The sequence below is a fragment of the Phytohabitans maris genome, assembly GCF_031085175.1.
In the GTDB taxonomy this organism is placed as follows: Bacteria; Actinomycetota; Actinomycetes; order Mycobacteriales; family Micromonosporaceae; genus Phytohabitans; species Phytohabitans maris.
The window spans coordinates 1-26,807 of sequence record NZ_JAVHUY010000002.1; the positions used below are offsets into that span (position 1 = coordinate 1).

General features: G+C 71.6%; 19 protein-coding genes. 4 read left to right on the forward strand and 15 right to left on the reverse strand.

Going from position 1 to position 26,807, the window contains the following annotated elements:
- Nucleotides 1–521: 521 nt before the first annotated feature.
- The 6 genes from RB614_RS01735 to RB614_RS01760 all read right to left on the reverse strand — a co-directional run bounded on the left by RB614_RS01735 (nt 522) and on the right by RB614_RS01760 (nt 8,027).
- Complete coding sequence (locus RB614_RS01735; RefSeq protein WP_308710526.1) at nt 522–1,769, reverse strand: CysS/YqeB C-terminal domain-containing protein; 1,248 nt, start codon at nt 1,767–1,769, stop codon at nt 522–524.
- Nucleotides 1,766–2,596 (reverse strand): alpha/beta hydrolase, encoded by an 831-nt coding sequence (locus RB614_RS01740; RefSeq protein ID WP_308710527.1) that lies wholly within the window; start codon nt 2,594–2,596, stop codon nt 1,766–1,768. The genes RB614_RS01735 and RB614_RS01740 overlap by 4 nt, the downstream gene beginning before the upstream one ends.
- A 57-nt stretch (nt 2,597–2,653) precedes the next feature.
- Entirely contained in the window at nt 2,654–3,691 is a 1,038-nt protein-coding gene (galT, locus tag RB614_RS01745; RefSeq protein ID WP_428982900.1) for a galactose-1-phosphate uridylyltransferase, read from the reverse strand.
- A 5-nt stretch (nt 3,692–3,696) separates the two neighbouring features.
- Nucleotides 3,697–4,467, reverse strand: a complete 771-nt coding sequence (locus tag RB614_RS01750) for a DeoR/GlpR family DNA-binding transcription regulator (RefSeq protein WP_308710529.1) — start codon at nt 4,465–4,467, stop codon at nt 3,697–3,699.
- The gene (locus RB614_RS01755; RefSeq protein WP_308710530.1) at nt 4,467–6,455 is read right to left on the reverse strand and encodes a beta-galactosidase; all 1,989 of its coding nucleotides are present in this window, start codon (nt 6,453–6,455) and stop codon (nt 4,467–4,469) included. The genes RB614_RS01750 and RB614_RS01755 overlap by 1 nt, the downstream gene beginning before the upstream one ends.
- A 357-nt stretch (nt 6,456–6,812) precedes the next feature.
- Entirely contained in the window at nt 6,813–8,027 is a 1,215-nt protein-coding gene (locus tag RB614_RS01760; RefSeq protein WP_308710531.1) for an NADP-dependent isocitrate dehydrogenase, read from the reverse strand.
- Between the two features lie 177 nt (nt 8,028–8,204).
- Here RB614_RS01760 and RB614_RS01765 point away from each other — a divergent pair, with 177 nt between their 5' ends.
- A complete protein-coding gene (locus RB614_RS01765; RefSeq protein ID WP_308710532.1) occupies nt 8,205–8,978 on the forward strand; it encodes an MBL fold metallo-hydrolase in 774 nt (257 codons plus the stop codon).
- Nucleotides 8,979–9,081: 103 nt separating this feature from the next.
- Complete coding sequence (locus RB614_RS01770; protein ID WP_308710533.1) at nt 9,082–10,587, forward strand: alkaline phosphatase D family protein; 1,506 nt, start codon at nt 9,082–9,084, stop codon at nt 10,585–10,587.
- Between the two features lie 55 nt (nt 10,588–10,642).
- Here the strand turns inward: RB614_RS01770 and mdh are convergent, their stop codons facing one another.
- Both mdh and RB614_RS01780 read right to left on the reverse strand, forming a co-directional pair.
- On the reverse strand, nt 10,643–11,593 hold the full coding sequence (gene mdh, locus RB614_RS01775; protein WP_308710534.1) for a malate dehydrogenase: 951 nt from the start codon (nt 11,591–11,593) through the stop codon (nt 10,643–10,645).
- Between the two features lie 55 nt (nt 11,594–11,648).
- Complete coding sequence (locus tag RB614_RS01780) at nt 11,649–12,692, reverse strand: peptidoglycan DD-metalloendopeptidase family protein (protein WP_308710535.1); 1,044 nt, start codon at nt 12,690–12,692, stop codon at nt 11,649–11,651.
- A 337-nt stretch (nt 12,693–13,029) separates the two neighbouring features.
- Between RB614_RS01780 and RB614_RS01785 the strand changes: the two genes are divergently transcribed.
- Nucleotides 13,030–14,019, forward strand: a complete 990-nt coding sequence (locus tag RB614_RS01785; RefSeq protein WP_428982902.1) for an alpha/beta fold hydrolase — start codon at nt 13,030–13,032, stop codon at nt 14,017–14,019.
- Here the strand turns inward: RB614_RS01785 and fxsT are convergent.
- From fxsT to RB614_RS01815, 6 genes are all read right to left on the reverse strand, one after another.
- Nucleotides 13,969–17,886 (reverse strand): FxSxx-COOH system tetratricopeptide repeat protein, encoded by a 3,918-nt coding sequence (gene fxsT, locus RB614_RS01790; protein ID WP_308710537.1) that lies wholly within the window; start codon nt 17,884–17,886, stop codon nt 13,969–13,971. The genes RB614_RS01785 and fxsT overlap by 51 nt on opposite strands.
- 48 nt (nt 17,887–17,934) lie before the next feature.
- Nucleotides 17,935–19,104 (reverse strand): TIR-like protein FxsC, encoded by a 1,170-nt coding sequence (locus tag RB614_RS01795; protein WP_308710538.1) that lies wholly within the window; start codon nt 19,102–19,104, stop codon nt 17,935–17,937.
- Nucleotides 19,101–19,742, reverse strand: a complete 642-nt coding sequence (locus RB614_RS01800) for a TIR-like protein FxsC (protein ID WP_308710539.1) — start codon at nt 19,740–19,742, stop codon at nt 19,101–19,103. The genes RB614_RS01795 and RB614_RS01800 overlap by 4 nt, the downstream gene beginning before the upstream one ends.
- 73 nt (nt 19,743–19,815) lie before the next feature.
- Nucleotides 19,816–22,086 (reverse strand): FxsB family cyclophane-forming radical SAM/SPASM peptide maturase, encoded by a 2,271-nt coding sequence (locus RB614_RS01805; RefSeq protein ID WP_308710823.1) that lies wholly within the window; start codon nt 22,084–22,086, stop codon nt 19,816–19,818.
- 14 nt (nt 22,087–22,100) lie between these two features.
- Complete coding sequence (locus tag RB614_RS01810) at nt 22,101–22,283, reverse strand: hypothetical protein (protein WP_308710540.1); 183 nt, start codon at nt 22,281–22,283, stop codon at nt 22,101–22,103.
- A 269-nt stretch (nt 22,284–22,552) separates the two neighbouring features.
- Nucleotides 22,553–23,413 carry a bifunctional methylenetetrahydrofolate dehydrogenase/methenyltetrahydrofolate cyclohydrolase gene (locus tag RB614_RS01815; protein WP_308710541.1) on the reverse strand — a complete coding sequence of 287 codons (861 nt, stop codon included), beginning with the start codon at nt 23,411–23,413 and terminating at the stop codon, nt 22,553–22,555.
- A 46-nt stretch (nt 23,414–23,459) separates the two neighbouring features.
- Between RB614_RS01815 and RB614_RS01820 the strand changes: the two genes are divergently transcribed.
- Nucleotides 23,460–25,100, forward strand: coding sequence for a peptide ABC transporter substrate-binding protein (locus RB614_RS01820; RefSeq protein ID WP_308710542.1), 1,641 nt, complete (start codon nt 23,460–23,462; stop codon nt 25,098–25,100).
- A gap of 82 nt (nt 25,101–25,182) precedes the next feature.
- Here RB614_RS01820 and purH read toward each other — a convergent pair whose 3' ends face one another.
- Complete coding sequence (gene purH, locus RB614_RS01825) at nt 25,183–26,742, reverse strand: bifunctional phosphoribosylaminoimidazolecarboxamide formyltransferase/IMP cyclohydrolase (protein WP_308710543.1); 1,560 nt, start codon at nt 26,740–26,742, stop codon at nt 25,183–25,185.
- Nucleotides 26,743–26,807 lie beyond the last annotated feature (65 nt).

The following is a 26,807-nucleotide window of genomic DNA, read 5'->3' on the forward strand; positions in this document are numbered from 1 at the left end:
TAGATGATCTATTCCAAGGGTGGGCTCGCTCAGCGGTACTGGAAGTACGTTATGAGGCCGCCATAACGTACTTCCAGTACCGCTGAGCAGAGACTCGGTCCTTGACCGACGGCCAGTGCCACCTGACGCCTCGGGCGGGCCTGTCGGGGCCGGGTGGGTTGCGGTCGCCTAGCGCGGAGGCTGAGGTCGCGGGAGCAACGGTCCGGACCCAACGCCAGTCAGCTTGAGTTGATCAAGGTCGGCCGACGGTGCATCCCGGGCGACCGCGACGATCCCATGATCGACACTTCGATCGGGATCGTCCCAGTAGATCGTGGTACGGATCGGCCCGCCTGAGGGCAGCTGCGTACCACGATCTCGACGCCCGCCCGGTGCTGTCCCTGACCGATCGCGGGCCGGGCCGGTCAACAGGCTGACACTGCCGACCGTGCCCAGCTCACGGCCTTGATCGAATCAGTATGAGTGGCGTTGGGTTCCGGACCACGACGGGCATCGCGGTACCTCATATTGGAATAGATCGTCTAAACCGACCACTCCGGGCCGGTCGGGGTGTCGCGGACCTCGACGCCCGCGGCGGCCAAGCGGTCGCGGATCTGGTCCGAGGTGGCGAAGTCGCGGTCGGCGCGGGCCTTGGCACGCAGGTCGAGCAGGAGCGACAGGTACGGCCCGAGCACGTCGCGCGGGTCGCGGGCGCCGGCCTGGGCGAGCTCACCGAGCCGGACCACCATCGAGCGGAGCACGGCGCGGGCCTGCTCGCCCTCGTCGGAGATGTTGGTGTCGGCGGCCCAGTCGACGATGATCTGCTCCAGGTCGAGGATCGCGGCCACGCAGCCGTCGGCGTCGCGGCCGGCCAGGGCGGCGTCGAAGCGGGCCGCCAGCGCGCCGGCGGCGGCCTTGAGCGACGACTCGGGCGGCGGGTCGGGTGGCGGCGCGTCCGCCGGCGCGGCCTCGGTGGCGATCGCCCGGGCACCGCCGGACGCCAGCGTCGCGATGCCGATCACCGAGCCGGTCGGGTGGATGGTGCTCTCGCCGCCGCGCCGGATCGTGAAACGCCCGTTGCCCAGCACCGAGGCCGTGCCGGCCGCGAGGTCGAAGAGGACCGCCGTGTGCTCGTCGACGCCGAGGATCAGCGTCTCCTCGGGAAGCTCGGCCTCCATCGCGGCCAGCCGACCCTCGCCGAGGTAGCAGAAGCGGGTGTCGTGGTGGCCGCCCTCGGCGTTGTCGTAGTGCGGGATGATCACGACGGGAAAGCCGAGCAGCGGTGCGAGAACGTCGAGCCCGGGCACCCAGTGCGGCTCGACGCCGGCCTTGTAGATCTCGTACACCGGGATGGCGTGGCTGCCCAGCGTCAGCGCGGCGGCGCTGGCGAAGCAGACCACGCCGCCGTCGCGCAGCTTGCCCGCGATCAGATCGGGCACCGGGGTGTCGCGCCACTGGCGCAACGCGTACGTGGGGCTGCCCGGCCCGGCGAACACCCAGCCCGCCTCGCGGAACGTGGTCAGCGCCCGCTCCCGCTCCAGCGTGTCGGCGGGCGGCCGGCGCCAGGAGAGCACCTCGATCTGCCGCCCGACGCTGGCCGCGAAGTAGGCGACCGCGCGTGCCGAGATGTCGTCGGCGTTGGACTGGAAGCCGTACGGCGTGTCGAGCAGCACGGCCCGCCGCTCGCCGACCCGCTCCAGGATCGCCCGGTGCGGCTTGACCATCGTCGGCGCGGTCTCGCCCGACCCCATGATCACAAGGAGCCCGCCCGCCTGGTGGAGGCCGCTCATGCCAGCCTCAGCAGGTCGGCCGCCAGCTCCCGCGGGTGCTGCGCGTGCAGGTCGTGGTCGCCTCCCGGGTACTCCCGGATGGCGGCGTCGGCCAGCGCCCGCGCCGCGGCCTCGACCCGCGCCCGGCTCCGCGCCGCCCGCTCGGGGTCGGCGGGCACGGCCGGCACGATCAGCACCGGCATCGCGAGTGCCGGGTAGAACCGCTGCGGCGGGTCCTCCCACATGTCGCGGACGATCTCCATGTGCCGCGGGATCGGCAGCCGCCGGCTCATCGTGCCGTCGGGGTTGACCCGCAGGTTGGCCACCGTCGCCTCGACCGCCGCCGCGGACCAGTCGGGGTGCGCGCGCCGCAGGTAGCCCCGCATCTGGTCGACCCGCAGCCCGTCGACGTCCGGCGGGCGCAGCGCCGCCGCGCACTCGTCCCAGGTGGCGAACTGCGTGGACAGGTCCATCCACCCGCCGTCGACCAGCGCGAGCGCCCGGACCAGCGCGGGGTGCTCGGCGGCGAGCCGGACCACGACGTTGCCACCCCACGACTGCCCGGCCACCACCAGGTCGCGCAGCTCCAGCGCGGTGGCGACGGACTCCAGATCGGCGGCCGCGGTGGCCGCGTCGTAGCCGGTGTCGGGCAGGTCGGACTCGCCGTGGCCGCGCAGGTCGACCGCGTAGGACCCGTGGCCGGCCTTGGCCAGCTCGGCGGCCACCTCGTCCCAGAGCAGCGCATTGGACGCGAGGCCGTGCACGAGCAGGAAGGACGGCTCGCGCGCGCCGTCGTGCCGGCGCACCCGCAGATGAACGCCCTCACCCACCGCTACACGCAGGTCCACGCACCGAATCTAGGCTGCGAGTACGACAACATTCCAGCGGTTACCCACCGCCACGGGTCAGAGGGCTTCGCGGAGTTGTTTGGCGGCGTCCTCGGGGACGATGTCGTTGATGAAGACACCCATGGCGGACTCGGAGCCGGCCAGGTACTTCAGCTTGTTGGCGGCCCGCCGGATGCTGAAGAGCTGCAGGTGCAGGTGGCTCTCCTCGCGCCCGCTGCGGACCGGGGCCTGGTGCCACGCGGAGATGTACGGCATCGGCAGGTCGAAGAGGGCGTCGAAGCGGCGCAGCACGTCCAGGTAGAGCGGGCCGAACGCGTCACGTTCGGCGTCGTCGAGGGCGGGCAGGTCGGGCACGCGGCGGTGCGGCGCGACGTGCACCTCGAACGGCCACCGCGCGGCCACCGGCACGAACGCGGTCCAGTGCTCGTTGGCCGCCACCACCCGTACGCCGGCCGCGCGCTCGCCGGCCAGCATCTCGGAGTAGACCGGGCGGCCGCGGAAGGCGGCCAGCATCGCGCGGGTGCGCGGGGTGACGAAGGGGTACGCGTAGATCTGGCCGTGCGGGTGGTGAAGCGTCACGCCGATCTCGACGCCCCGGTTTTCGAAGCAGAACACCTGCTCCACACCGTCCAGCGTGGATAGTGCCAGCGTGCGGTCGATCTGTGCCTCCAGCACCGTGCGCACGCGCGACGGCGGCAGCGTGGCGAACGACGCGCTGTGGTCGGAGGTGAAGCAGACCACCTCGCACCGCCCGTTGGCCGGCCGGGCCACGATGCCCTCCGGCAGGTCCACCGGGCGGTCACTGAACGACGGAAACCTGTTTTCGAAGACCACCACGTCGTAGTCGGAGGCGGGGATCTCGGTCTGCCGCCCGTCCCGCGACGGGTCGAGCGGGCACTCGTCGGGCGGCGGCAGGAAGGTGCGGGTCTGCCGGTGCGCGGCGATCGCCACCCACTCGTCGACCAGCGCGTCGTACCGCAGCTGGGAGGCGGGCGGCGGGGGCGGCAGGTCGCGCTTGTCCACGGACTCGCGTACGACGTCGTCGCGCTCGTCGTAGTAGATCAGCTCGCGGCCGTCGGCCAGCCTGGTGGACACCTTCCTCACGGGACGATCACCAACTCCTCGACGTGCTCGGTCAGGGTGGCCCGGGCGGGCGCGGGCAGCCCGCCGTCGCTCACCACGACGTGGGCCTCGGACAGCTCGGCGATGGACGAGATGCCGACGGTTCCCCACTTGGTGTGGTCGGCCAGCACCACGAGCCGCTCGGCGGCGGCGACCAGCGCGCGGTTGGTCTCCGCCTCCATGAGGTTGGGCGTGGTGAAGCCGGCGCGCTCGCTCATCCCGTGTACCCCCAGGAAGAGCACGTCCAGGTGGAGCGAGCGGATGGCGGTGAGCGCGACCGGGCCGACGAGCGCGTCGGAGGGGGTACGCACCCCGCCGGTCAGCACCACCGTCTGGTCCGGCCGGCCGGCGCGGTAGAAGACGTCGGCGACCGGGATCGAGTTGGTCACCACGGTCAGCTCGGGCACGTCGACCAGGCGCTGGGCGAGCTCCGCGGTGGTCGTACCCGCGGAAAGGGCGACCGCCGTGCCGGGAGTGACCAGCTGCGCGGCCCGGACCGCGATGGCGGCCTTCTCCGCACGCTGCCGGATGGACTTGGCCGCGAAGCCCGGCTCGTCGGTGGAGCCGGGGTGCATGGACGTGGCGCCACCGTGCACCTTGGCGAGCAGGCCACGGTCGGCGAGCGCCTCCAGGTCGCGGCGGATCGTCATGTCGGAGACGCCGAACTCGGCGGCCAGGTCGCTGACCCGTACCCCGCCGGCTGCTCGCACCCGGTCGAGGATCGCGGCCTGGCGCTGTGGCGCGAGCATCAGCCCTCCCGGAGGACGGCGACGCCGCCGGCGTCGAGCGAACCGGTCCAGGTCGCGCCGGTCAGCAGGTCGAGGCCGGCGGCCTCGACCTGGGCGGGGGCGTCGGCGTGGTTCATCAGGAACAGGTACGTGCGGCCGTCGGCGTGCCGGCGGCGGACCGCCTCGATACCGGACGGCACCGGGTGGGTGGGCGCGACACCGGCCGTATCCGCCACGGCGCCGAGCCAGCGGGCCAGGTCGGGGTCGGCGAGGCGGGTGCTCGCGTACCAGGCGGTGCCGTTGCGGGTCAGCGCGGCGCCGCCGGCGAGCGGGCCGGCCGCGTACCGGGCGAGCACCTCGGCGCCGGCCGCGTGGACCGCCTCCGTCCACAGTGTCCCGGTCGAGCCGTCGTCGAGCGGCACCGGCTCGGCCGTCGGGTAGAACTCCTCCACCCGCACGCCGAGCAGGCCGGCGAGCGCGCCGGGCAGCGGTGCCGGGTGGACGCGGTCGTGCTCGTCGACCAGCCCGCTGTACGGCCCCACGGCGAGCGTGCCACCACCCTCCACATAGGAGCACAGGTTGCCCGCGGCCGCGGCGGTGAGCAGGTAGAGGGCGGGGGCGAGCACCAGCCGGTACCCGGAAATGTCGGCGCCGGGGTGGGCGAGGTCGGCGCTGACGCCGGCCCGCCACAGCACCGCGTGCCACCGCATGATCTCGGCGAACGCGGCCATGTCGACGCTTGGCTGGTTGCGCGCCTCCTGCGCCCACGCGCTGGAGTAGTCGAGCAGGAGCGCCACGTCCGCGACGGTGCGCGAACCCTCCACTTCGGACAGGTTGGACAGGTGGGCACCGAGCCGCACCACCTCGCGCCAGATCTTCGAGTCGGTGCCGGCGTGCGGCAGCATCGCCGAGTGCCACTTCTCCGAGCCGGCCCAGCTGGCCCGCCACTGGAAGAACATCGCGCCCTCGGAGCCGCGCGCCACGTTGCCGAGGCTCTCCCGGATCAGCTGACCGGGTCGCTTGGCGAGGTTGCGCGGCTGCCAGTTGACCGCGCTCGTGGAGTGCTCCATCAGCAGCCACGGCGCGCCGCCGCCGAGCGAGCGGGTCAGGTCGGCCGCGTACGCGGACTGCGCCGGCGGCTCGCGAGGGTCGTCGCCGACCAGGTAGTGGTCGTTGGAGACCAGCCGGTCCGGCCCGGTCATCTCCCGGCCCCAGGCCCAGTAGTCGAGGTCGAAGCAGGCGGCGGTCATCAGGTTGGTGGTGACCGGCACGCCCGGCGAGAGCTTGTGCAGCAGGTCGCGCTCGGCGGTGAAGTTGGCCAGGTGCTCGTCCGAGCTGAACCGCTTGAAGTCGAGCACCTGTCCCGGGTTGGACGAGGTGACCGTCGCGCGGGGCGGCTGCACCTGGGCCCAGTCCGTGTACGTCTGCGACCAGAACGCGGTGCCCCACGCCTCGTTGAGCGCGTCCAGGTCGCCGTACCGCCCGCGGAGCCACTCGCGGAACGCCCCGGCGGAGGCGTCGCAGTAGCAGTGGGCGTTGTGGCACCCGTACTCGTTGTGGACGTGCCACATGGCCAGGGCGGGGTGGTCGTGGTAGCGGCGGGCCAGCTGCTCGGCGAGCCGGGCGGCCGCCTGCCGGTAGCGGGTCGAGCTGGGGCAGAACGCCTGGCGGCTGCCGTACGTGAGGCGCCGGCCGCCGGCGTCCACGGGGAGGGTCTCCGGGTAGGCGTGGGAGAACCAGGCCGGCGGCGACGCGGTGGCGGTGGCGAGGTCGACGCGGATGCCGCCGGCGTGCAGGCCGTCGAGGACGCGGTCGAGCCGGTCGAACGCGTACACCCCCTCGGCCGGCTCCAGCCACGCCCAGGCGAAGACGCCGACGGTGGCGAGGTTGACACCCGCCTCGCGCATGAGGCGCACGTCTTCCGGCCACACGCTCTCCGGCCACTGCTCGGGGTTGTAGTCCCCGCCGAACCAGAGCGCCACCAGCCCCTCCTCGACGTCGGCACGCAAGCGACCCGGCGTCCGCCACGAGCAGCTCCCCGGGCGCGGGCAAGCGGCCCGGCGTCCGCACGCAAGCGAACAGAATTGAACAGTACCGCACGCCTGCGTTCCGCGCCGAGCCGTCACCCGGGATCGAAGGAGTCGTTAGTACGTGTGGACGTGGTGCCAGTCACGTCCGGTGAGATCGCCGGTCAGGGCCGCCCACCGCGCCGGCCGTCGGTCTTACGGCTGTGGCGAACAGCCTGCCGTCCCTTCCCAGCGGGGGGCCCTGTCCCGGGCCCCCCGCGCCCCACTTCTCGCGTACTGCGGCACGGAAATGCCCCCCTCCGGCCGCCTCAAACGGCCGAAGAGGGGCACACCGGAAACTCAGGCGAGCTTCTTGGACAGGTTCTGGTCCAGCGCGTTCATGAACTCGTCCGTGGTCAGCCACGGTGCGTCGCGCGAGATGAGCAGGGCCAGGTCCTTGGTCATCTGGCCGCCCTCGACGGTCTCGACGCAGACCTGCTCGAGCTTGTCGGCGAACTCGGTGACCGCCGGCGTGCCGTCCAGCTTGCCCCGGTGGGCCAGGCCCCGGGTCCAGGCGAAGATCGAGGCGATCGGGTTGGTCGAGGTCTTCTCGCCCTTCTGCCACTGCCGGTAGTGCCGGGTGACCGTGCCGTGCGCCGCCTCGGCCTCGACGGTACGGCCGTCGGGCGTCATCAGCACCGAGGTCATCAGCCCCAGCGAGCCGAAGCCCTGCGCCACCGTGTCGGACTGCACGTCGCCGTCGTAGTTCTTGGCGGCCCACACGAAGCCGCCCTCCCACTTCAGCGCGGCCGCGACCATGTCGTCGATCAGGCGGTGCTCGTAGGTGAGCCCGGCCGCCGCGAACTGGTCCTTGAACTCGGCCTCGAACACCTCGGCGAACAGGTCCTTGAAGCGGCCGTCGTACGCCTTGAGGATCGTGTTCTTGGTGGAGAGGTAGACCGGGTAGTTGCGGTCCAGGCCGTACCGGAACGAGGCGCGCGCGAAGTCGCGGATCGAGTCGTCGAAGTTGTACATGCCCATGGCCACGCCGCCGCCGGGAAACTTGGCGACCTCGAACTCCACCGGCGCCGAGCCGTCCTCGGGCGTGAACGTGATCGTCACCGTGCCCGGCCCGGGCACCACGAAGTCGGTCGCCTTGTACTGGTCGCCGTGGGCGTGGCGGCCGATGATGATCGGCTTGGTCCAGCCGGGCACGAGGCGCGGCACGTTCGCCATGATGATCGGCTCGCGGAAGACGACACCGCCGAGGATGTTACGGATCGTGCCGTTGGGCGAGCGCCACATCTTCTTGAGGCCGAACTCCTCCACCCGCGCCTCGTCGGGCGTGATGGTGGCGCACTTGACGCCCACGCCGTGGCGCTTGATGGCGTTGGCCGAATCGACGGTGACCTGGTCGTCGGTCTCGTCGCGGTACTGGATCGAGAGGTCGTAGTACTCGAGCTCGACATCGAGGTAGGGCAGGATCAGCTGCTCCCGGATCTGCTTCCAGATGATCCGGGTCATCTCGTCGCCGTCGAGCTCGACAACGGGGTTCGCTACTTTGATCTTCGCCATCGAGCCGGCGCTCCTCTCCGGGCAGTTATTAAGCAGTACGAGCGTACTGCACAGCCAGGACAGCTTTCGGAGTCGGGGTGAACGGCCGTGATCAAGGCTCCCGCCAAGCCGTTCTAGCGACTTGACGGGAGCCTCGATCACAGGAGGCCGACCCGGAAGCTGCCTAAACTGCCCAGCATGCCAGTCACCCGCACCCTCGGTCCGGCGACGGTCGTCGCCCTGCACGACGGGGAAGGCACCTTCTTCCAGCCGCGCGAAGAGGCGTTCGCGCAGGTCAGCCCCGAGCTGTGGGCGCGGGCCGACGAGCGGGACCGGGGCGCGGTCACGGCGGACGGCCAGTGGCTGCTGCGCTTCCGGTGCTTCGCGATCCGGCACGGCGACCGCGTCACGCTGGTCGACACCGGCATCGGGCCGGCCGACTCGCTCGCGGCCAGCTGGGCCCCCGTCCCCGGCCGCCTCCCGGCGGAGCTCGCCGCCGCCGGCATCGACCCCGCCGAGGTCGACACGGTCGTCCTCAGCCACCTGCACACCGACCACATCGGCTGGGCCGTCGTCCAGACGCCGTACTTCCCGAACGCGACGTACCTGCTCCAGCGCGCCGACGCCGCGGCCCTCGGCCGCCCGGAGCTGGACGAGCGCCTCTTCGCGCCACTCACGCAGACCGGCCAGCTGCGGCTCGTCGACGGGGACGTCCCGATCTCCGCGGGGGTCACCGCGATCGCGACGCCCGGCCACACGCCGGGGCATCAGTCAGTGCTCGTCGAGTACGGCGAGCGGCAGCTCCTCGTCACGGGCGATCTTTTGGTGCACGTGGTCCAGCTCGTGGCGCCCGAGACCCCGTACGCGCACGAGATGGACCCGGAGACGGCGCGGGACTCCCGGACGAAGCTGTTGAAAGCGGGCATCACTCTCGCCACACCACACCTGAGCGAGCCGTTCGTCCTGGTGTAAGGGGCGATTCACCGGCATCTACGAGTGTCAGTGCATGGCTAACCCGTACCCCTTAAGCCGGCGACGCTTCGTCGCCGCAGGCGCTGGCCTCGTGGTCGGACCCATGCTGCTCTCCCCCGACGGCGGCGTCGAGGCGCACATCCCCTCGACCGCCGGCGGGCCGCTCCCGTCCGGCCTCTTCACGCTCGGCGTCGCCTCCGGCGACCCGCTTCCGGACGCCGTCGTCATCTGGACCCGCCTCGCCCCGCAGCCACTGGCCGGGGGTGGTATGCCGGCACGCTCGGTGCTGGTGCAGTGGGAGGTCGCCGAGGACGAGCGCTTCCACCGCGTACGCCGGCGCGGCGTCGCGCTCGCCCACCCGGACCTCGGCCACTCGGTACACGTCGACGTGCGCGGCCTGCGCCCGGACAGCGTGTACCACTACCGCTTCCGCGCCGGCAGCGAGATCTCGCCGGCCGGCCGCACCCGTACCGCACCGGCCGAGCACGCCCGGCCGCGCGAGCTGCGCTTCGCGTTCGCCAGCTGCCAGGACTACCAGGCCGGGCTCTACACCGCCCACCGCCACCTGTCCGAAGAGGACCTGGCGTTCGTCGCCTTCCTCGGCGACTACATCTACGAGGGCCCACCCAACCCGGCGGCGTTCCGGGTGCACGAAGGCACCGGCGAGCCGATCACGCTCACCGACTACCGCAACCGGCACGCACAGTACCGCTCGGACGCCGACCTGCAGCGCTCGCACGCGGCGTTCCCGTGGATCGTCACCTTCGACGACCACGAGGTCGACAACAACTGGGCCGACGAGATCCCGCAGGACCCCGACCAGCAGTCGCCGGAGGCGTTCCGGGCCCGGCGGGCGGCGGCCTTCCAGGCGTACTACGAGCACATGCCGCTGCGCCGGGAGTCCACGCCGCGCGGGCTGGACATGCGCCTGTACCGGCGGCTGCGCTTCGGCGGGCTGGCCAGCGTGCACGTGCTGGACACCCGGCAGTACCGCAGCGACCAGCCGGCCACGATCGAGGCGGCGAACGACCCCGCGCTCAGCATGACCGGCGCCGAGCAGGAGCGGTGGCTGGTGCACGGGTTGCGCAGCTCGGGCAGCACCTGGAACATCCTGGCCAACCAGGTCATGTGGGCTTCCAACGACCGCCGGGCCGGGCCGGAGAAGGTCTACGACCTGGACAACTGGGACGGGTACCGGGTGCAGCGGCGGCGGCTGCTGGAGTTCTTCGGCTCGGGCCAGGTGGACAATCCGGTGGTGCTCACCGGTGACCGCCACTGCACGTGGGTGTGCGACCTCAGGCCGGACTTCGACGACCCGACCTCGCCGGTGGTGGGCGCCGAGATCACCGGTACGTCGATCACCTCGGGCGGCAACGCGGACCCGGTGCCGTTCCACCAGACGTACGACCCGATCATGGCGGAGAGCCCGCACTGGAAGTACATCGACAACCAGCGCGGCTACGTGGTCTGCGACGTCACGCGCGAGCGCATGCTCAGCTCGCTGCGCCTCGTCGACACCGTGCGCGCCGAGGAGTCGACGGTGCGAACGGCCGCCCAGTTCCTGGTGGAAGCCGGGCGGCCGGGCATTTCAGTGGTAACCCGATCGTGATCGAAGCTCCCGCCAAGTCGTTCTAGCGACTTGGCGGGAGCTTCGATCACGGGAGCTAGAGCGTGGCTACGTCGGCCTGCTTGGCGCGGACCGCCTCGGCGGCCTCCTTCAGGCCGGCCAGCTCCGACTCGGTGAGGTCGGTCTCGACCACGCGGTTGACGCCGTTGGCGCCGATCGCGGCCTCGACGCCGAGGTAGACGCCGGAGATGCCGTACTCGCCGTCGACCCACGCGCAGACGGGGAGTACGGCGCCGGAGTCCTCAGCCACGGCGCGGGCCATCCGGGCGGCGGCCGCGGACGGCGCGTAGTACGCCGAGCCGGTCTTGAGCAGCGCCACGACCTCGGCGCCGCCGTTGCGGGTACGGACGACCAGCTCCTCGATCTTGTCGGCGGGGAGCAGCTCGGCGAGCGGCTTGCCGTTGACCGTGCACTTCGACGGCACCGGCACCATCGTGTCGCCGTGCGAGCCGAGCGTCAGCGTCTTCACCGAGGCCACCGGTACGGCCAGCGTCTCGGCGACGAAGTGGGTGAAGCGGGCGGTGTCGAGCATGCCGGCCTGGCCGAGCACCCGGTTCTTGGGGAAGCCGGTGGCGATCTGGGCGAGCGCGGTCATCTCGTCCAGCGGGTTGGATACGACGATGACGACGGCGTTCGGGGCGTACTTCGCGACGTTTTCGGAGACCTGCCGCACGATCTTGGCGTTGACGCCGAGCAGGTCCATCCGGCTCATGCCGGGCTTGCGGGGCAGGCCGGCGGTGATCACGACGACGTCCGAGCCCTCGATGGCCTCGTACCCCTCGCCGTTCGGCCCGGTGGTCTGCCCGACGACCTTGGTCTCGAAGCCCTCGATCGGCCGCGACTGGTTCATGTCGAGCGCGAGGCCCTCGGGCTTGCCCTCGACGATGTCGGTGAGCACAACCGTGTCGAAGATGTCGTATTCGGCTAGCCGCTGCGCCGTCGTGGAGCCGTAGAAGCCGGCGCCGACGACGGTGACCTTCTTGCCCATGGTCGTCTCACTCCTTGATCCGGACGGCACTCTTTTCCGGACCGTATCAGCCGTGCTAAGTGCAGTTTCCGTTGACCGGTGACCCTGTGCCGGTCCACACGTACGCGTCGCTGACCCAACTGCCGTCGGTCAGCCTGTTCCATAGATCGGTGGTGTAGCTGTTCCGGCCGGTGTGCCGGGTGCCGCGGGCCGAGCAGGCGATCGTCACGGTGTCGCCGTCGGCCAGCTTCCCGACGATCCGGTTGTTGGTGCCGGGCCCGGAGCGGCGGTTGAGCCGGGCGCCGCCGTCGGTGTCGACCACACCCTGGGTGAGGCCGAGCGCGCCGTAGTTGTACAGGCCGCCGCCGACCGCCACCCGCTTGGAGCCGTGCAGCGCCGCCCCCTCGTACGCCGCGCCGGTGGAGAGGATCACCCATTTGCCGAACGCATACCTGTCGATCGCCACGTACGCGCCGTCCCGCCGCAGCGAGAAGTGCACGTGCTTGCCGGTGGAGCGGCCGCCGCAGGAGACGTCGTTGCCGATGTTGCCGAGGAACGTACCTTCCGCCACCCGCTGACCGTCCACCTTGATGTTGCCTTCGAGGTGGTAGTAGTCGGTGGCGAAGCCCCGGTCGTGCACCACCCGCACCCAGCCCTTGCCGGACTTGCACATCGTGTACGCCACTCCGGCCCGGGCCGCCAGCACCTTGCCGTCGCCGCCGGCCATGTCGATCGAGCTGCGCACGCTGCCGTTCATCGGGTGCGGGCCGCCGGTGTACCGCCAGGTCTGCCCGAGCGCGAAGGGGAGGCGCATCCCGGTACGCCGGTCGTTGGCGGCCTGGGCCGCGCGCCGGTCGAGCTTGGCGGTGCCGAGCGTGCGCCGCTCGTCGCCGCTCAGGATCGAAGCGCTCGCGCCCAGCGTGGCGAACTCCGCCTCGCCCTCCAGCGCGACCCGCCACCCGCCGCCCTGCCGCTTGGCGACGAAGAGCCAGCCCTCCGGGTACGCGTGCTCGGCCGCCGGCGCCGGCCGCACCGCCGTGCCGAAGCCCCACTGGCTGGTGCTCCGGGCCGCGACGCTGACCTGCACACCCTTTCCGAGCCGTGCGACGACCGCCGCCACGAGCCCGTCGGTAGGCGCCGCTGTTGCCGGTACTGGTACGACTACCAGGGACAACGCCAAAATTGCGATAGGGAGCCGCATGTTACGATCATGGGCAAAAGGTAAGATTTGGTCACGTCGCCGCGCCGTGCCCCGCACCGCGGAGTATCTGCCCCGCTCCCGGCCCGTGTGGGCGGGGAGAGATCGACAGTTGTCGTAGGGGCCCAACAACTTTTCCGGACCGCGACTGTCCTTGGCGATGGTGACTCGTTACCCGCGGGAGCCTAACCTGTTAGGTTGAGGGGGCCCTCCGGTTGTGGCTCGAGGTAGTTCCCTTCTCGATCGAAAGGGAGGCGTAGTGGCCTCGGCGCAGCCGACCCCGACGGTGGTCAAGACCTCCGACGGCCGCAGATTGGCCGTTGAGGTTACCGGCGCACCACACGGGTTGCCCGTCTTCCTTCTGCACGGCACGCCGGGGAGCCGCAGCGGGCCCAAGCCCCGCGGCATCGTGCTGTACCGGATGGGTGTGCGGCTGATCTGTTACGACCGTCCCGGATACGGTGGCTCCGACCGCCACGAGGGGCGCAGGGTGGCCGACGTCGCCGGTGACGTGGCGGCGATCGCCGACCATCTGGGCTTCGACCGCTTCGCCGTCGTCGGCCGCTCCGGTGGCGGCCCGCACGCCTTGGCCTGCGCCGCGCTGCTGCCCGACCGGGTCACCCGCGCCGCGGCGATGGTGAGCATCGCGCCGGCCGACGCGTCCGATCTGGACTGGCACCAGGACATGACCAACCTCAATACCGAGGAGTACCGGTCGGTCGACGCCGACGGCTCGGCGTATGCGGCCCAGCTCGCCGCGAGAGCCCGCGTCACCCGCAAGAATCCGCGGAGCCTCGTCGAGCACCTGCGCCCCGCGCTCTGCGACATGGACCACCGCGTGATCGACGACATCGCGATCCGGCGGCAGCTGACCGCCAGCTACCGGGAGGCGACCCGGCCCGGCCCGGGCGGCTGGATCGACGACGTGACCGCGTTCCGCAAGGGGTGGGGCTTCGACCTCTCGACGATCCGGGTGCCGGTCCGCCTCTGGCACGGCGACGCCGACACCTTCTCGCCGGTGCAGCACACCGAGTGGCTCGCGGCCCGGATCCCCGGCGCCGAGATGCAGGTGCAGCGGGGCGCCGGCCATTTCACCGCGGTCGAGTTCCTCCCGCTCATCCTGGCCTGGCTCGCCGAGGCCCGACCGGCCACTGTAGACAGCGGTCGGCCAGGCGACGGCTCGACGCCCGAGGCCCCGTCAGAATGGGTGCGGGTCCAGCACCCGGTGCACCAGCTTCCCGTCCTGTAGCGTCCGGACTGTCGGGTGGTGGCGCCCGATCGTCTCGATCAGCCGCGCGATCGTCGGCGCCGGAGCGGTGCTGGACGCGGCCGGTCCACGCCACCCGCCGATGATCCCGACGTGTGACTCGCAGCAGAGCGTGTCCGGATGCTCCACGCCGAGCGCCTTCGCCATCCGCGCGCCGACCTCTCGCATGCGGCTGTATGCCAGTTCGAGGTCGCCCGCCTCGGCGTGGCAGCTGGCCAGGTTCATCGCGGCCGCCAGCGTGTACGGATGCTCGTTGTCGAGGGCACGCTCGAACTCGCGGCTGGCCCGCTGGGCGAGGTCGAGCGCGCGCTCCAGGTCGCCCGTGGCGCTGGCCGCGGCGGAGAGGTTCGTGACGCAGACGAGCGTGTGCGGGTGGTTCTCGCCGAGGTACCTCTCGTACGCGTCGGCCACCTCCTCCATCTCCACCAGGGCCCGGTCGACGTCCCCGATCGCCAGGAGGTTTGCCGACCGGCTCAGCCGGCAGGCCAGGGTGTCCGGATTGGACGGACCGAAGCGCTGCTGGAACCGGTCGTACGCGTCGTCGAGCAGGGGTGCCGCCGCCGCCGCGTCGCCGGCGCTGCGCAGGGAGACGGCGAGGTTGGCCTTCGTCCGGAGGGAGTCCGCGGCTTCCGGCCCCAGTACCCGGTGCAGGCTGTCCAGCACCTCCCGGAGCAGCTTCACCGAGTTCTCGTACTCCCCGGCCTCGCGCAGGTCGCGGCCGAGACACGAGGCCGACTGGAGCGTGCTCGGGTGGTCGATGCCGCGCACGATCTGAAACCGTGCGTAGACCTTCTCGTCGCGGCTGCGGGCGTCCCGGAAGTTGCCCACCGCGCGGTACGAGACGGCCAGGTTGTTGGCGGCGACCAGCGTCTGCGGGTGCAGCTCGCCGAACTGGTCGACCCAGTCCCGGTAGGCCTTCTCGTCCATGCCCAGCGCCTCGCTGTAGCTGCCGAGGCCGCGCAGGTCGGCGGCGAGGCCGCGGGCGGTCATGAGCGTGTGCGGATGCTGCGGGCCGAGCAGCTCCCGCTGGGCCTCCAGGACGTCCTCGTTGACCTTCTTGGCCTCCTCGAAGCGGCCCTGCGAGCGGAGGATGTTGCCGATGTGGAAGCGCAGGAACAGCAGCAGGCGGCGGAGCACGTGGGCCTCGTCCGTGTCCGGCCAGCGGTCGAGCTGGGCCTGCCACGCCGCCTCCACCTGGCGGCCGAACTTCTCCCCCTCGGCCAGGTCACCGGCCAGCCACAGGTATCGCACGCGGGTGACGAGCAGCTGCCACATCTTCTCGTCGGTGCTGTCGAGCGCGCGGGATGCCTCGAGGTGGGGCCAGAGCGTCCGGTACCGGGGCCAGGTCGACGGGTTGTCGACCTCGCCGTCCGGCCGTGACGCGTAGAGCACCCGGTGGCTCTGCCGGCGGGCCTCCTGCAGCTCCTGCTCCGACATCCGCTCCCGGACCACCGCCTGCAGCAGCCGGTGGACCGCCATCTGCTGGTTGTGCGGGTCGAGCTTGATCAGGGCCAGCCGGTTGGTGCGCTGGATCAGGGCCGCCCGCACCATCGGCTCGGTGACCGACGGGTCGAACGGCGCCAGCGCGGCCGCCATCTCGTCGCTGTTGACCAGGTCCAGCGCGATCTCGGGCGCCATCACCGAGCAGAGCTGCAGGAGCCGGTACGCCGCCTCGGACTGCGACCGCAGCCGGCTCAGCGACAGGTCCCACGTCGCCTCCACCGCCGAACCGCTCGTGGCGTCCGCGGTGCCCGCCAGGGCCCGCGGGCCGTGCCGCTCGATCTGCCGCAGGTACTCGGCGACCGGTGTGAGCGTCTCCGCGAGCCAGGCACCCGCGGTGGCGATCGCGATCGGCAGGTCGCCGAGGACCTCGGCCACCTGCTCGGCCTCCGGCCCGGTCATGCCCGCGACCCGCTGGCGGAGGTGCTCGATGCTCTCCGCCCGCCGGAAGACGTCGACCTGGATCCCCCGGGCGTGGTTGGTCCAGGCCGGGTTTCGGGAGGTGATGATGATGTGCCCGTTTCCCTCGGGCAGGAACCGCTTGACGTGGTCCAGGTCTTCGGCGTTGTCGAGGACCACCAGCCAGCGGCCGAACGGCTCGCCCCGACGCAGCGTCTGTAGCGCCCAGCGGGCCTTGTCGGCGGTCTTCGACTCCTCCGGTACGCCGAGCCGGTCGGCCAGGTCCGCCAGCGAGGTGTCGATGAACTGGGCCGGCTCGGCCGTGACCCACCACACGATGTCGTACGCGGTGCGGAACCGGTGCGCGTACTCCAGGGCGAGCTGGGTCTTGCCGACACCACCCATCCCCTGCAACGCGACCGGGAGCGTCGCCGACGTCTGGCGCGGCTGCAGGACCACGGTGGTGCCGAGCGAGCGCAGGTTTGCCCGCAGCTGCAGCAGCTCCTCTTCCCGGCCGGTGAACATCGCGTTGCGGGTCGGCGCGGAGAAGATCCGCGGCTCGCTGCCGGGGAAGCGGGCGCCGGCCGGCGAGGACCCCTCGGCCACCGGCCCCTGCCGGCCGAGCAGGCGCAGGATGCGGTCCGCCGCGATCTTTTCAGAGAGGCCGAAGATGCTGGTGGACGTCTCGGGCGGAAACTCCGGCAGCGGGCGCAGGTCGCTGACGTATATCGCCAACGGCGACGGCGTGCCGGGCTGCTCCCGCGCCGGTGGGGAGTCGTCCGCCGCGACGAACGCGCCCGACACGATGACCAGCCGGCGCGGCCTCGCCCGCCGGGCCTCCGCCGGGGCGTCGCTGGCCGCACGGTCGCGGACCCGTACCCCCGCGTCGTGCAGGACCAGCTCGATCCACTCGGCCCAGAGCTGGTCCGCCGGGGCGTGCTCGAGGACGACCTCCTCGTCCAGGTACTCCGGGATCTTGCGAACGAAGCGCGCCTTCTGCTGGAGGCGCACCGACTCCTCCAGCGGCGGCAACGACCGGATCTCGCCGCCGGTGACGTAGCCGGTCAGCGTCTCGAACGCGGCCAGCAGCGAGGTGCGCGACCCGGGCTCGTCGGCGAACGTGGCGAGCGTCTCCTCGTAGGCGTAGTAGGCCTTGTAGGGCACCTCGACCGCCGCCCAGTACGCGTCGCGCTCCTCCTCGTTCATGCCGGAGGGGAGGCCGCCGAAGCTCCGCTTGGCGAAGGCACGGCCGGCGTCGACCTTCTCCTTCTCGGCCGTGTCGACCCGCATGGGCACGGGCAGGATCTGGATCGCGCGCCGGTTGTAGCTGCGGACCCGGCGGGCGACCCGGGCCGCGCCCTCGATGCCCTGGTCGCTGAGGGTGAAGCAGTCGACCAGCAGGTCGGGCAGGTGCATCGTGCAGATGTCCGCCACGTCGCTCAACCCGGTGCGGCTGTCGATCAGCGTGTAGTCGTACTTGCTCTTCATGTGGGCGCGCAGCGCGTCGAGGAACTGCCCGCCGCCCAGCCGGTCGTAGAAGGTGTCCCAGTCCAACCCGCTCAGCGTGGCCGCGTAGTCGCCGTTTTGCCGGCCGGCGGAGAGGAAGTCGAGCGAGCCGCCGCCGGGGAAGGACCAGCTGACGGTGAACGCGCTGCGGATCCTCGCGTACTCCTCGTACCACCCGTCGGGGCGTTCCCGGTACTTCGCCGTCTCGTCCTCGTAGGCCCGGATGAGGTCGATGATGCCCTCGGTGCCGTCGACGACCTTCTGGTCGAGGAACGGCCGGAAGAACCGGTGCAACCCCGGCGACTCCAGATCCCAGTCCGCGACCAGCACCCGCTTGCCGTTCGCCGCCAGGATCCAGGCGGTATTGGCGACCGCCATGGTGCGGCCGGTGCCTCCCTTGTAGGAGTAGAACGTGACGATCTGACCCGCACGTGTATCAGTCATCGATTTTTCCTTGGCTTGCGGAAGGTCTCTTCCTTGGCTTGCGGAAGCTCAGGGTGTCGGATCGGTCAGCCTCGCCCGCTCGGTCGGTTTCCCGTCCGACGGAAACACGGGCGCGTTCTTCAGGTACTGGCGGCGCGCCTTGGCGACGAGGCTCGGCATGATGCGCACGAACTCGCTCACCTGCCCCACCCGCTCCGGTCGCCGCGCGTCGGCCGCGAAAAGGATAGCGGCCGCTTCGTCGGCGAGCCCTTCGCCGCGCGCCGTGTGCTGCGCGTCGTCCTCGTTGACGACGATGAGCGGGACGACCCAGTCGGGCAGGTCCTGCGCCACGGTGCGCAGCGCCTGGGCACCGCCCGAGCCGGCGATCACCCACGGATCGATGAGCAGCACCGCTGGGCGGCCGGCCACCGGCCCGCCCGCCTCGGTGAAGCTGACGATCCGGGTCGGCAGTCCGAGCCGCTCGGCGGTGCTCGCCGCGTCTTCCGCGATGGGCAGCGCCTGCCGGGTGCTGAACGGGCGCCACTGCGCGCTCGTCTCGCCGTAGCTGTCGCCGGTGCGGTCGGGGGGCAGGTCGGCCTTGGTCGGGGCCAGGACGGTCACCTCGAAGGCGACTTCCCGCTCGACCGGGAGGCGGTCGTCGTGCGGGTCGGGCGCCAGCGAGGGCGCGAGCGGGTGCCGCTCGGCCAGGTCGACGATCCGGCCGGCCAGCCGCTCCAGGACCACCTGGTACGGGCCGTCGTAGTAGCTCAGCATGCGCAGGGCACGCATGCCGTTCTCGGCGTACTCCGGGATGCCGGTCCCCAGCTCGCGGGCCCGCTCGACCTCCACTTTGGTCTCCCAGGAGGGGAACGGCACCCAGAGCACCGGGATGACCCGGTCGGACGGCGAGCCGGCGGCGGCCGTCCGGGTGCGGAACGACTCCTGCTCGCGCATGGACCACGAGTTGCCGAAGTAGCCGGGCGAGTAGAGCGGCACGAAGACCTGGGCCGCACCGAGCGCGGCGGCGAGCGCGGCCCGCGAGTCGGAGCCGGGCGGCACCTCCAGGTCCAGGAATCCGATCTCGACACCCGGCTGCTGGCGGGCTCGCTGCCGCACCTCCTGCGACAGATCCCGGAAGAACTCCCGGACCCACGTGTCGGTGTCGGTCCGCGCGTTGTCCGTGGGCGGCGCCGCGCGCGCGTAGCTGAGGAAGAAGTACGTGCCCTTCGTCGGGCTCATGTCACCTCCTCGTCAAAGACGTTGCGCAGCTCTTCGGGGCCGGACGGAATCTGCGCGGTCACCCAGTGGGAGCGGAAGATCCCGACCACATGCTGCGCGAGCCACCAGACGACTGCCCGGTACTCCCGGTCGAGGCCGAGCTTGAGCAGGCCGTAGAGCCCCGCCTGCTCGTACAGCGCGGGAAGCTTCGGGTCGGGAAGCCGGCCGGGCGAAAACCACTGGATCTTTTGCACGACGGCGGGCAGGTCGACGAGCTCGGTCGGCGACCACCGCACGGGGACGATCCCGGTCGCGTTGTCGGCGCGGCGGTCCTGCCGCCGCACCCGCTTGCGGCGGGCGAAGGCGTCCCACTCCATGCCGCACCACGAGCTGCGCACCAGCGAGGCGGAGATGAGCGGCACGAAGACCTGGCAGGTGCCGGTGGCCCGGAGCAGCTCCGGGGACCAGTGCTCGCCACCGCTCATGACGCTGTCCATGAACCCCGGGTCGGCCCCCACCGACCTGCCGACGAGCTCGTTGACGTCGGTCGACAGGTCTTCGAAGAAGCGGTTTACCTCGCCGCGGGTGGCGTTGACATGCGCGTAGCTGAGGAAGAACAGCGGCATTCCCGGCTCGAGCTCGAACTCGTCGCCGTTCACTGTGACGCTCTCCCTGCCGACCGGGCGTGTCGCGTTCCACCATCGTAGGTACTCCCTACAAGCATCGTGCAGGTCACCAGGACTCCGCGTACTCGCGCATCCGGCCGACGAAGCGCTCACCCTCGGCGGTCAGCGCGCCGGTGTCGACAAGGGAGTCGAGCGCCGACCGGACCCAGCCCTGGTAGCGGCGGAAGTGGGCGCCGCCTTCGTCGCGGGACCGCCAGATGTCGGCGACGGCCAGGTGCGCGTACGTGCCCTGGAGCGCCGCTTCGAGCGGTCGCGGATCGTCGCGCCAGCCGACCTCCAGCTGGAGCCCCGCGGCCGGGTCGACCAGGTCGCAGAGGTCGAGCACCGCGCCGAGCTTGAGGTGCTGGACCTCGTGGACCAGCAGGACGGCCAGGGCGTCGCCGTCCGGCACGCCGGCCACGCCCACCGCGCCGAACGCGTGCCGGCTCGTCGCGCTGCGCTGGAGCCCGGTGCCGTCCGGACGCAGCGGCGTCAGCGCCCGCAACGCCACCCGCAGCCCGGGAACGTGCCCAGGCGCGTACTTCCTGACGCTGTGCCAGGCGCCGTCCCGCAGGCGCCGCCACGACTCGACCGCCGCGGGGTCCAGCCGGGCGGCGACGGGCTCGTCGTAGCAGTCCCGGTACGGGTCGACGTCTTCGAGCTCGACCGTCAGGCCGTCGCCGTCGAGGCGCCGTACCGGCTGCCAGCCGGGCGCCACCGCCGCACCGTCCACCGTGGATACCGTGTGGACGGTGCCGCCGGCCCGCACCTCGAAGCCGCCGGGCGTGGTCGTGAGGGCGACGGTCGGCCCGGCGTCCGGGCTCAGGAGCAGCCGGCCGAACGTCGGCAGGTGCAGCATCCCGTCCCGCACCGGGACCGCCACCTCCAGCGGCTCGCCGGCCCACACGGCGGCCGCGGCCGCGAGGCTGGCGAGGTACCCCACGTCGGCCTCGCCCCGCAGGCACCGCACCGCCCAGGCCCGGACGTACGGATGGGCGAACACCCGGGCCACGGCCGCGGGCCGCTCGGCGTCGAGCCGCCCGAGCAGCTGCCACCCCTCGACGGCGACCGGTGCCTCGGTGGCGGAGCCCAGCGCCGCCACCAGCGCCCGGGTGATGGAGACCTGCGCGGCCGCCAGATACTCCATCGTGGACACGTCGCCGTACCCGGAGCCCAGCTCGTCCAGGACGGTCGCGGGCACCGAACCGTTCGCATGTGGGGGTGTGCTGTCCATGCGGGCGATGAACTCCTTGAGATCTGCGCAGTAGACGGAGGGGTTGTCGTACCCACTGCCGGACCTGTACCGGTGCGCGAAGAGCCCGCCACCGCACCGGTGCACCACCTGGCAGTTGCGGCAGGTATCGCTGACCCCTCCGATCCCGAGCTGGCGGACCGCGATGCCCGGGTGGCGGGCCGCCTCGTCGACCGCGTGCCGAAACACGTCGAGCCCGGTCGCGGCGGCACCGTCGAACGCGGTCTTCAGCGAGTCGGCCTGCTCCCACGACCCGTCGGTCTCGATGACGGCGACGTCGGCGGGGTCGAGGCCGACCGCCTCGGTGAAGCTCGGCCCGCCGACCGCCGTCGACAGCAACGAGTCGAAGAGGCGGATCGGCACCGGCCGCCCGTCGTGGACCCAGCGGTCGTAGACCCGGCCGAGCCAGGTCGCGTACGGCGTCGGGTCGGTGCCGGGGCGCGGCGGCGGGTTGTCCCACGTGCCGTGCGGCAGCAGCAGGTCGATCCGGGGCGGCTCCTCGGCGAGCAGCGCCTCGTACACCCGGATGGGGTCGGCCTCGACGTCGATCGTGCAGAGGATCCCCGCGTAGATCTGCCGGTGCCGGCGCAGCAGCGCGAGGGCGCGCAGGGTCTGCGGATGGCTGCTCGCACCGCTGGCGAAGCGGCGGTGCCGGTCGTTGGCCGCCCGGTCGCCGTCGAGCGAGATGCCCACCCCGACCCGGAACTCCGCGAGGACCTCGCAGAACGCCGGCGACAGCAGCACGCCGTTGGACTGCATGTGCAGCCGCAGGTCGGTGACGGGATCGATCGCGGCCCGGAGCGTCGCGAGCACCTCGCGCAGCCGGCCGGCGCCGAGCAGCAGCGGCTCGCCGCCGTGCAGTACGACGTGGACCTGGCTCAACCGGTGGGTTGCCGCGTGCTCGGCGATCCGCCGCGCGGACGCTCGCACGGTGCGTGGCGCCATCGCGTGTGGACGCTTGCGCCAGCCACGGTCGGCGTGCTGGTAGACATAGCAGTGATCGCAAGCAAGATCACAGCGGCTGTGCACCTTGAGTACGTAGTTGGTCAAGGCCGGGGGCCGCAACGGCTGGCCGGCGCCCACCATCGACACGATGGGGGTCAGATACCGGATTGGAAGCGCGTCGGCTCGCTGTCGTCGACGAGTCTGCGGCAGACGGCCGCCATCAGCTTCGGGTGCTCACTGGCGATCTGGGTCAACGGCGTCTGGCTGAGGTGTGCCAGCCGGGTGGGATCGAGGCCTGGTGGACCGAACCCTTGTGGGCGCGAGTCAACACGGTTCACGACGGTTCCCCTTAGTTCAAGCAGCATCGATCCCCCTGGTCAGGATAGGCAATACTAGCCGTGATGTCACGGTTGCAGGTCGGTCAGCTTCGGTAGCGATCGATGCCCGCGACGGGGAAAGACCGGAGAAATTCCGCCGGAACAGCGGCTTGCGAGGAAGGATTGGGGTCCGGGCTCCGGGGCGTCCCGCGCCGCTCCCCCGCCCGTGATCAAAGCTCTTCTCAAGTCGTTCTAGCGACTTGGCGGGAGCTTTGATCACGCTGAGCTGGCTAGCCGCGCTCGGCCCGTTCGACCACATTGGTCAGGAGCATCGCCCTGGTCATCGGGCCGATGCCGCCGGGCACCGGGGCCAGCGCGCCGGCCACCTCGGCCACCTCCGGGGCGACGTCGCCGGTGTAGACACCCTTGCCGTCCGGTCCGACGACGCGGGTGATGCCCACGTCGACCACGACCGCGCCAGGGCGGACCATATCGGCCGTGACCAGGCCCGGCACGCCGGCCGCGGCGATCACGACGCCGGCGGAGCGGGTGTGCGCGGCCAGGTCGCGGGTGCCGGTGTGACAGAGGGTGACGGTCGCGTTTTCGCTACGCCGGGTGAGCAGCAGCCCGAGCGGGCGCCCCACCGTCGTGCCACGGCCGACCACGGTCACCTCGGCGCCGCGCAGCTCCACCCCGTACCGCCGCAGGAGCGCCACGATCCCCCGCGGCGTGCAGGGCAGCGGTGCCTCGTACCCGAGCACGAGCCGGCCCAGGTTGACCGGGTGCAGCCCGTCGGCGTCCTTGTCCGGGTCGATCAGCTCCAGCACCCGCTGGGTGTCGATCTGCGGCGGCAGCGGCAGCTGAACGATGTAGCCGTGGCAGGCGGGGTCGGCGTTGAGCTCGGCGACCACGGCCTCGACCTGCTCCTGCGTGGCGTCGGCGGGCAGCTCGCGCTGGATCGAGGCGATGCCCACCTCGGCGCTGTCGCGGTGCTTGCCCCGCACGTACGCGTGTGACCCCGGGTCGTCGCCCACGAGGACGGTGCCCAGCCCCGGAACTATGCCCCTTTCGGCAAGAGCCTTGACCCGCGCCCGCAGTTCGTCCTTGATTGCGGACGCCGTTGCCTTACCGTCCAGGAGTGTCGCGGTCACGCCGCAAATGGTCTCATAGGTAGCCGAAGCAAGAGTGAGGGACGTTATGCAGGTACGCACGATCGCCGTCTGTGCGGTCCTCCCGGTGGCCGGAGTGCTGGCCCTGACCGCGTGTGACCCGCTCGGCGGCGACTCGGCGAGCGGCACCGGCCCGCGCTCGGTGAGCGTGCAGATCGCCCAGCCGCGGCACCTGCTGCCGACGAACGCCAACGACGCGGACGGCGCCCAGGTGCTCTCCGCGCTCTTCGCGCCGCTGGTCCAGTACGACGGCGAGCGCCGGCCGCGCGAGCTCGCCGCCGAGTCGATCAAGTCGACCGACCACAAGGTATGGACCGTCACGCTCAAGGACGGCTACACGTTCCACAACGGCGAGAAGGTGACCGCCGACAGCTACATCAACGCCTGGAACTACGGAGCGTACGCGCCCAACGAGCAGAGCAACGGCTACTTCTTCGCCAAGATCGCCGGGTACGCCGACACGCAGGCCGCCGATCCCGACGGCCCCGGACCCCGGCCGGTCGCGGAGCCGAAGGCCAAGACGCTCTCCGGCCTCAAGAAGGTGGACGACCGTACCTTCCGGGTCACGCTCTCGACCCCGTTCACCGAGTTCAAGGCGATGCTCGGCGACGTCGCCTTCTACCCGCTGCCGAGCACGGCGTGGAAGGAGCCGGGCGTGCTCGCCGACGGCTTCGAGGACGCGCTCGTGGGGCAGGGGCCGTTCAAGCTCAAGGGCGGCTGGCGAGACAAGTCGACGATCGAGGTCGAGCGGTACGACGCGTACCCGGGTGACAAGCCCAGCGTCGACAGCGCCGCCTTCCGGATCTACGACAACCTCACCAAGGCGTACGAGGAGGTGCGCGACGGCGACCTCGACGTGATCCGGACGATCCCGGCCGAGAAGGTCGGCCAGGCGGCGAAGGACCTCGACGGCCGGGCCGGCGGCAGCCCCGACTCGACGATCCAGTTCCTCGCGTTCCCGGCCTTCATGCCGGAGTTCTTCAAGGGGAGCGTGCGCCGGGCGATCTCGATGGCGATCGACCGGGACGCGATCGTGAAGTCGGTCTTCCACGGCGCGCAGCAGCCGGCCCGCTCGTTCGTCGCGCCGGTGGTGAGCGGCTACCGGGAAAACAGCTGCGGCGCCTCCTGCCAGTTCGACCCGGCCGAGGCCAAGCGCCTGTACACCGAGGCGGAGGGGCCGGCCACGCTGCAGATCAGCTACAACGACGACGGCGGCCACAAGGCCTGGGTCGAGGCGACCTGCGCGCAGCTCCAGGCCAACCTCGGGGTCCAGTGCACGGCGGTTGCCGAGCCTCGCTTCGGCGACGTGCTCGCCAAGGTCGAGGAGCGCAAGGCCGTGGGCATGTTCCGGATGGGGTGGCCGATGGACTACCCGTCGATGGAGAGCTACCTCAACCCGCTGTACTCGACGGCCGGCTCGTCCAACTACGCCGGCTACCGCAACGCCCGCTTCGACAACCTCGTCAACGACGCCATGCAGGCGCCCAACGAGGGCGAGACGATCAAGAAGTACCAGGAGGCGGAGGACATCCTCGCCCGCGACATGCCGGTGATCCCGCTCCGCTTCGGCCAGCTCAACTACGGGTACTCGGCCCGGGTCAAGGGGCTGGAGCTGGACGTCTACGGCCGCGTCGACCTGACGAAGCTGACGGTCAGCGCCGCCGCCTGATGGCCGCGGCCCGCCCCGCCGTGATCGAAGCTCCCTTCAAGTCGTTCTAGCGACTTGAAGGGAGCTTCGATCACGGGCGTCGTCAGTGGAAGAAGTGGCGGGTACCGGTGAAGTACATGCTGATGCCGGCCGCGTTCGCCGCGGCGACGACCTCTTCGTCGCGGACCGAGCCGCCAGGCTGGACGACCGCGCGGACGCCCGCCTCGGTCAGCACCTGCAGCCCGTCCGCGAACGGGAAGAACGCGTCCGAGGCCGCCACCGCGCCGGCCGCCCGCCCGCTGGAACGGGTCACCGCGAGCCGCGCCGAGTCGACCCGGTTGACCTGGCCCATGCCGACGCCGACGGTGGCGCCGTCCGCGGCGATCAGGATCGCGTTCGACTTCACCGAGCGCACCGCCCGCCAGGCGAACGCGAGGTCGCGCAGGTCGTCGAGTGGCTCGCCGGCCACGAGGCGCCAGGTGGCCGGGTCGTCGCCGGGCGCGTCGATCCGGTCGCTGATCTGCACCAGCACGCCGCCGCCGACCGGCCGCCACTCGGCGGGCAGCGGCTGCCACGGCGGGGCGACGAGGATACGCAGGTTCTTCTTGGCGGAGAGGACCTCGACCGCGCTGTCCTCGTAGGACGGCGCCACGATCACCTCGGTGAAGATGTCGGCCACCTGCTTGGCCAGCTCCACGGAGACCGCGCGGTTGACCGCGATCACCCCGCCGTACGCGGAGACCGGGTCGCAGGCGTGCGCCTTGCGGTGCGCCTCGGCGACGTCACCCGCGATCGCGATGCCGCACGGGTTGGCGTGCTTGATGATCGCAACCGCCGGCTCGGCGAAGTCGTTGGCCGCCCGCCAGGCCGCCTCGGCGTCGACGTAGTTGTTGTACGACATCTCCTTGCCGTGCAGCTGCCGCGCCTGCGCCAGCCCGGGCGGCGAGTCCGGGTTGAGGTAGAGCGCGGCCTGCTGGTGCGGGTTCTCCCCGTACCGCAGGACGTCCGCGCGGCGCAGCGCCAGCCCGGCGAAGGCCGGCCACCCCCGCGGATCCGGGTCGAGCGCCGCGGCGGTCCACTGGGCCACCGCCACGTCGTACTCCGCGATGTCCGCGAACGCGCGAGCCGCGAGGGACTTGCGCTGCGCCAGCGTGAAGCCACCGCCGCCGAGAGCGTCCAGGATCATCGGGTACAGGGAGACCGAGGTGACCACCGCGACGGTGCCGTGGTTCTTCGCGGCCGCCCGCACCATCGCCGGCCCGCCGATGTCGATCTGCTCGACGCACTCGTCTTCGCTCGCGCCCGACTCGACCGTCTCGCGAAACGGGTAGAGGCTGGAGACGAGCAGGTCGAACGGGCGTACGCCCAGCTCGGCCAGCTGCGCCTCGTGGGCCGGGAGCCGCAGGTCGGCCAGCAGGCCCGCGTGGATCGCCGGGTGGAGCGTCTTCACCCGGCCGTCGAGGGTCTCCGGAAAGCCGGTCACGTCTTCGACCCGGGTCACCGGCACACCCGCCGCCTCGATGACCGCGGCGGTGGAGCCCGTGGAGACCAGCTCGACGTCGGCCCCGTGCAGCGCCTTGGCCAGCTCGGGCAGGCCGGTCTTGTCGTACACGCTGATGAGCGCGCGCCGGATCGGCCGCCGCCCCTCCTCCGCGGACCTCACGGCCGTCCTCGCTTCGCTGCGGGCGACCCTGAGGCACTTAACGCGCTGAGCCTCACGATTCGCTC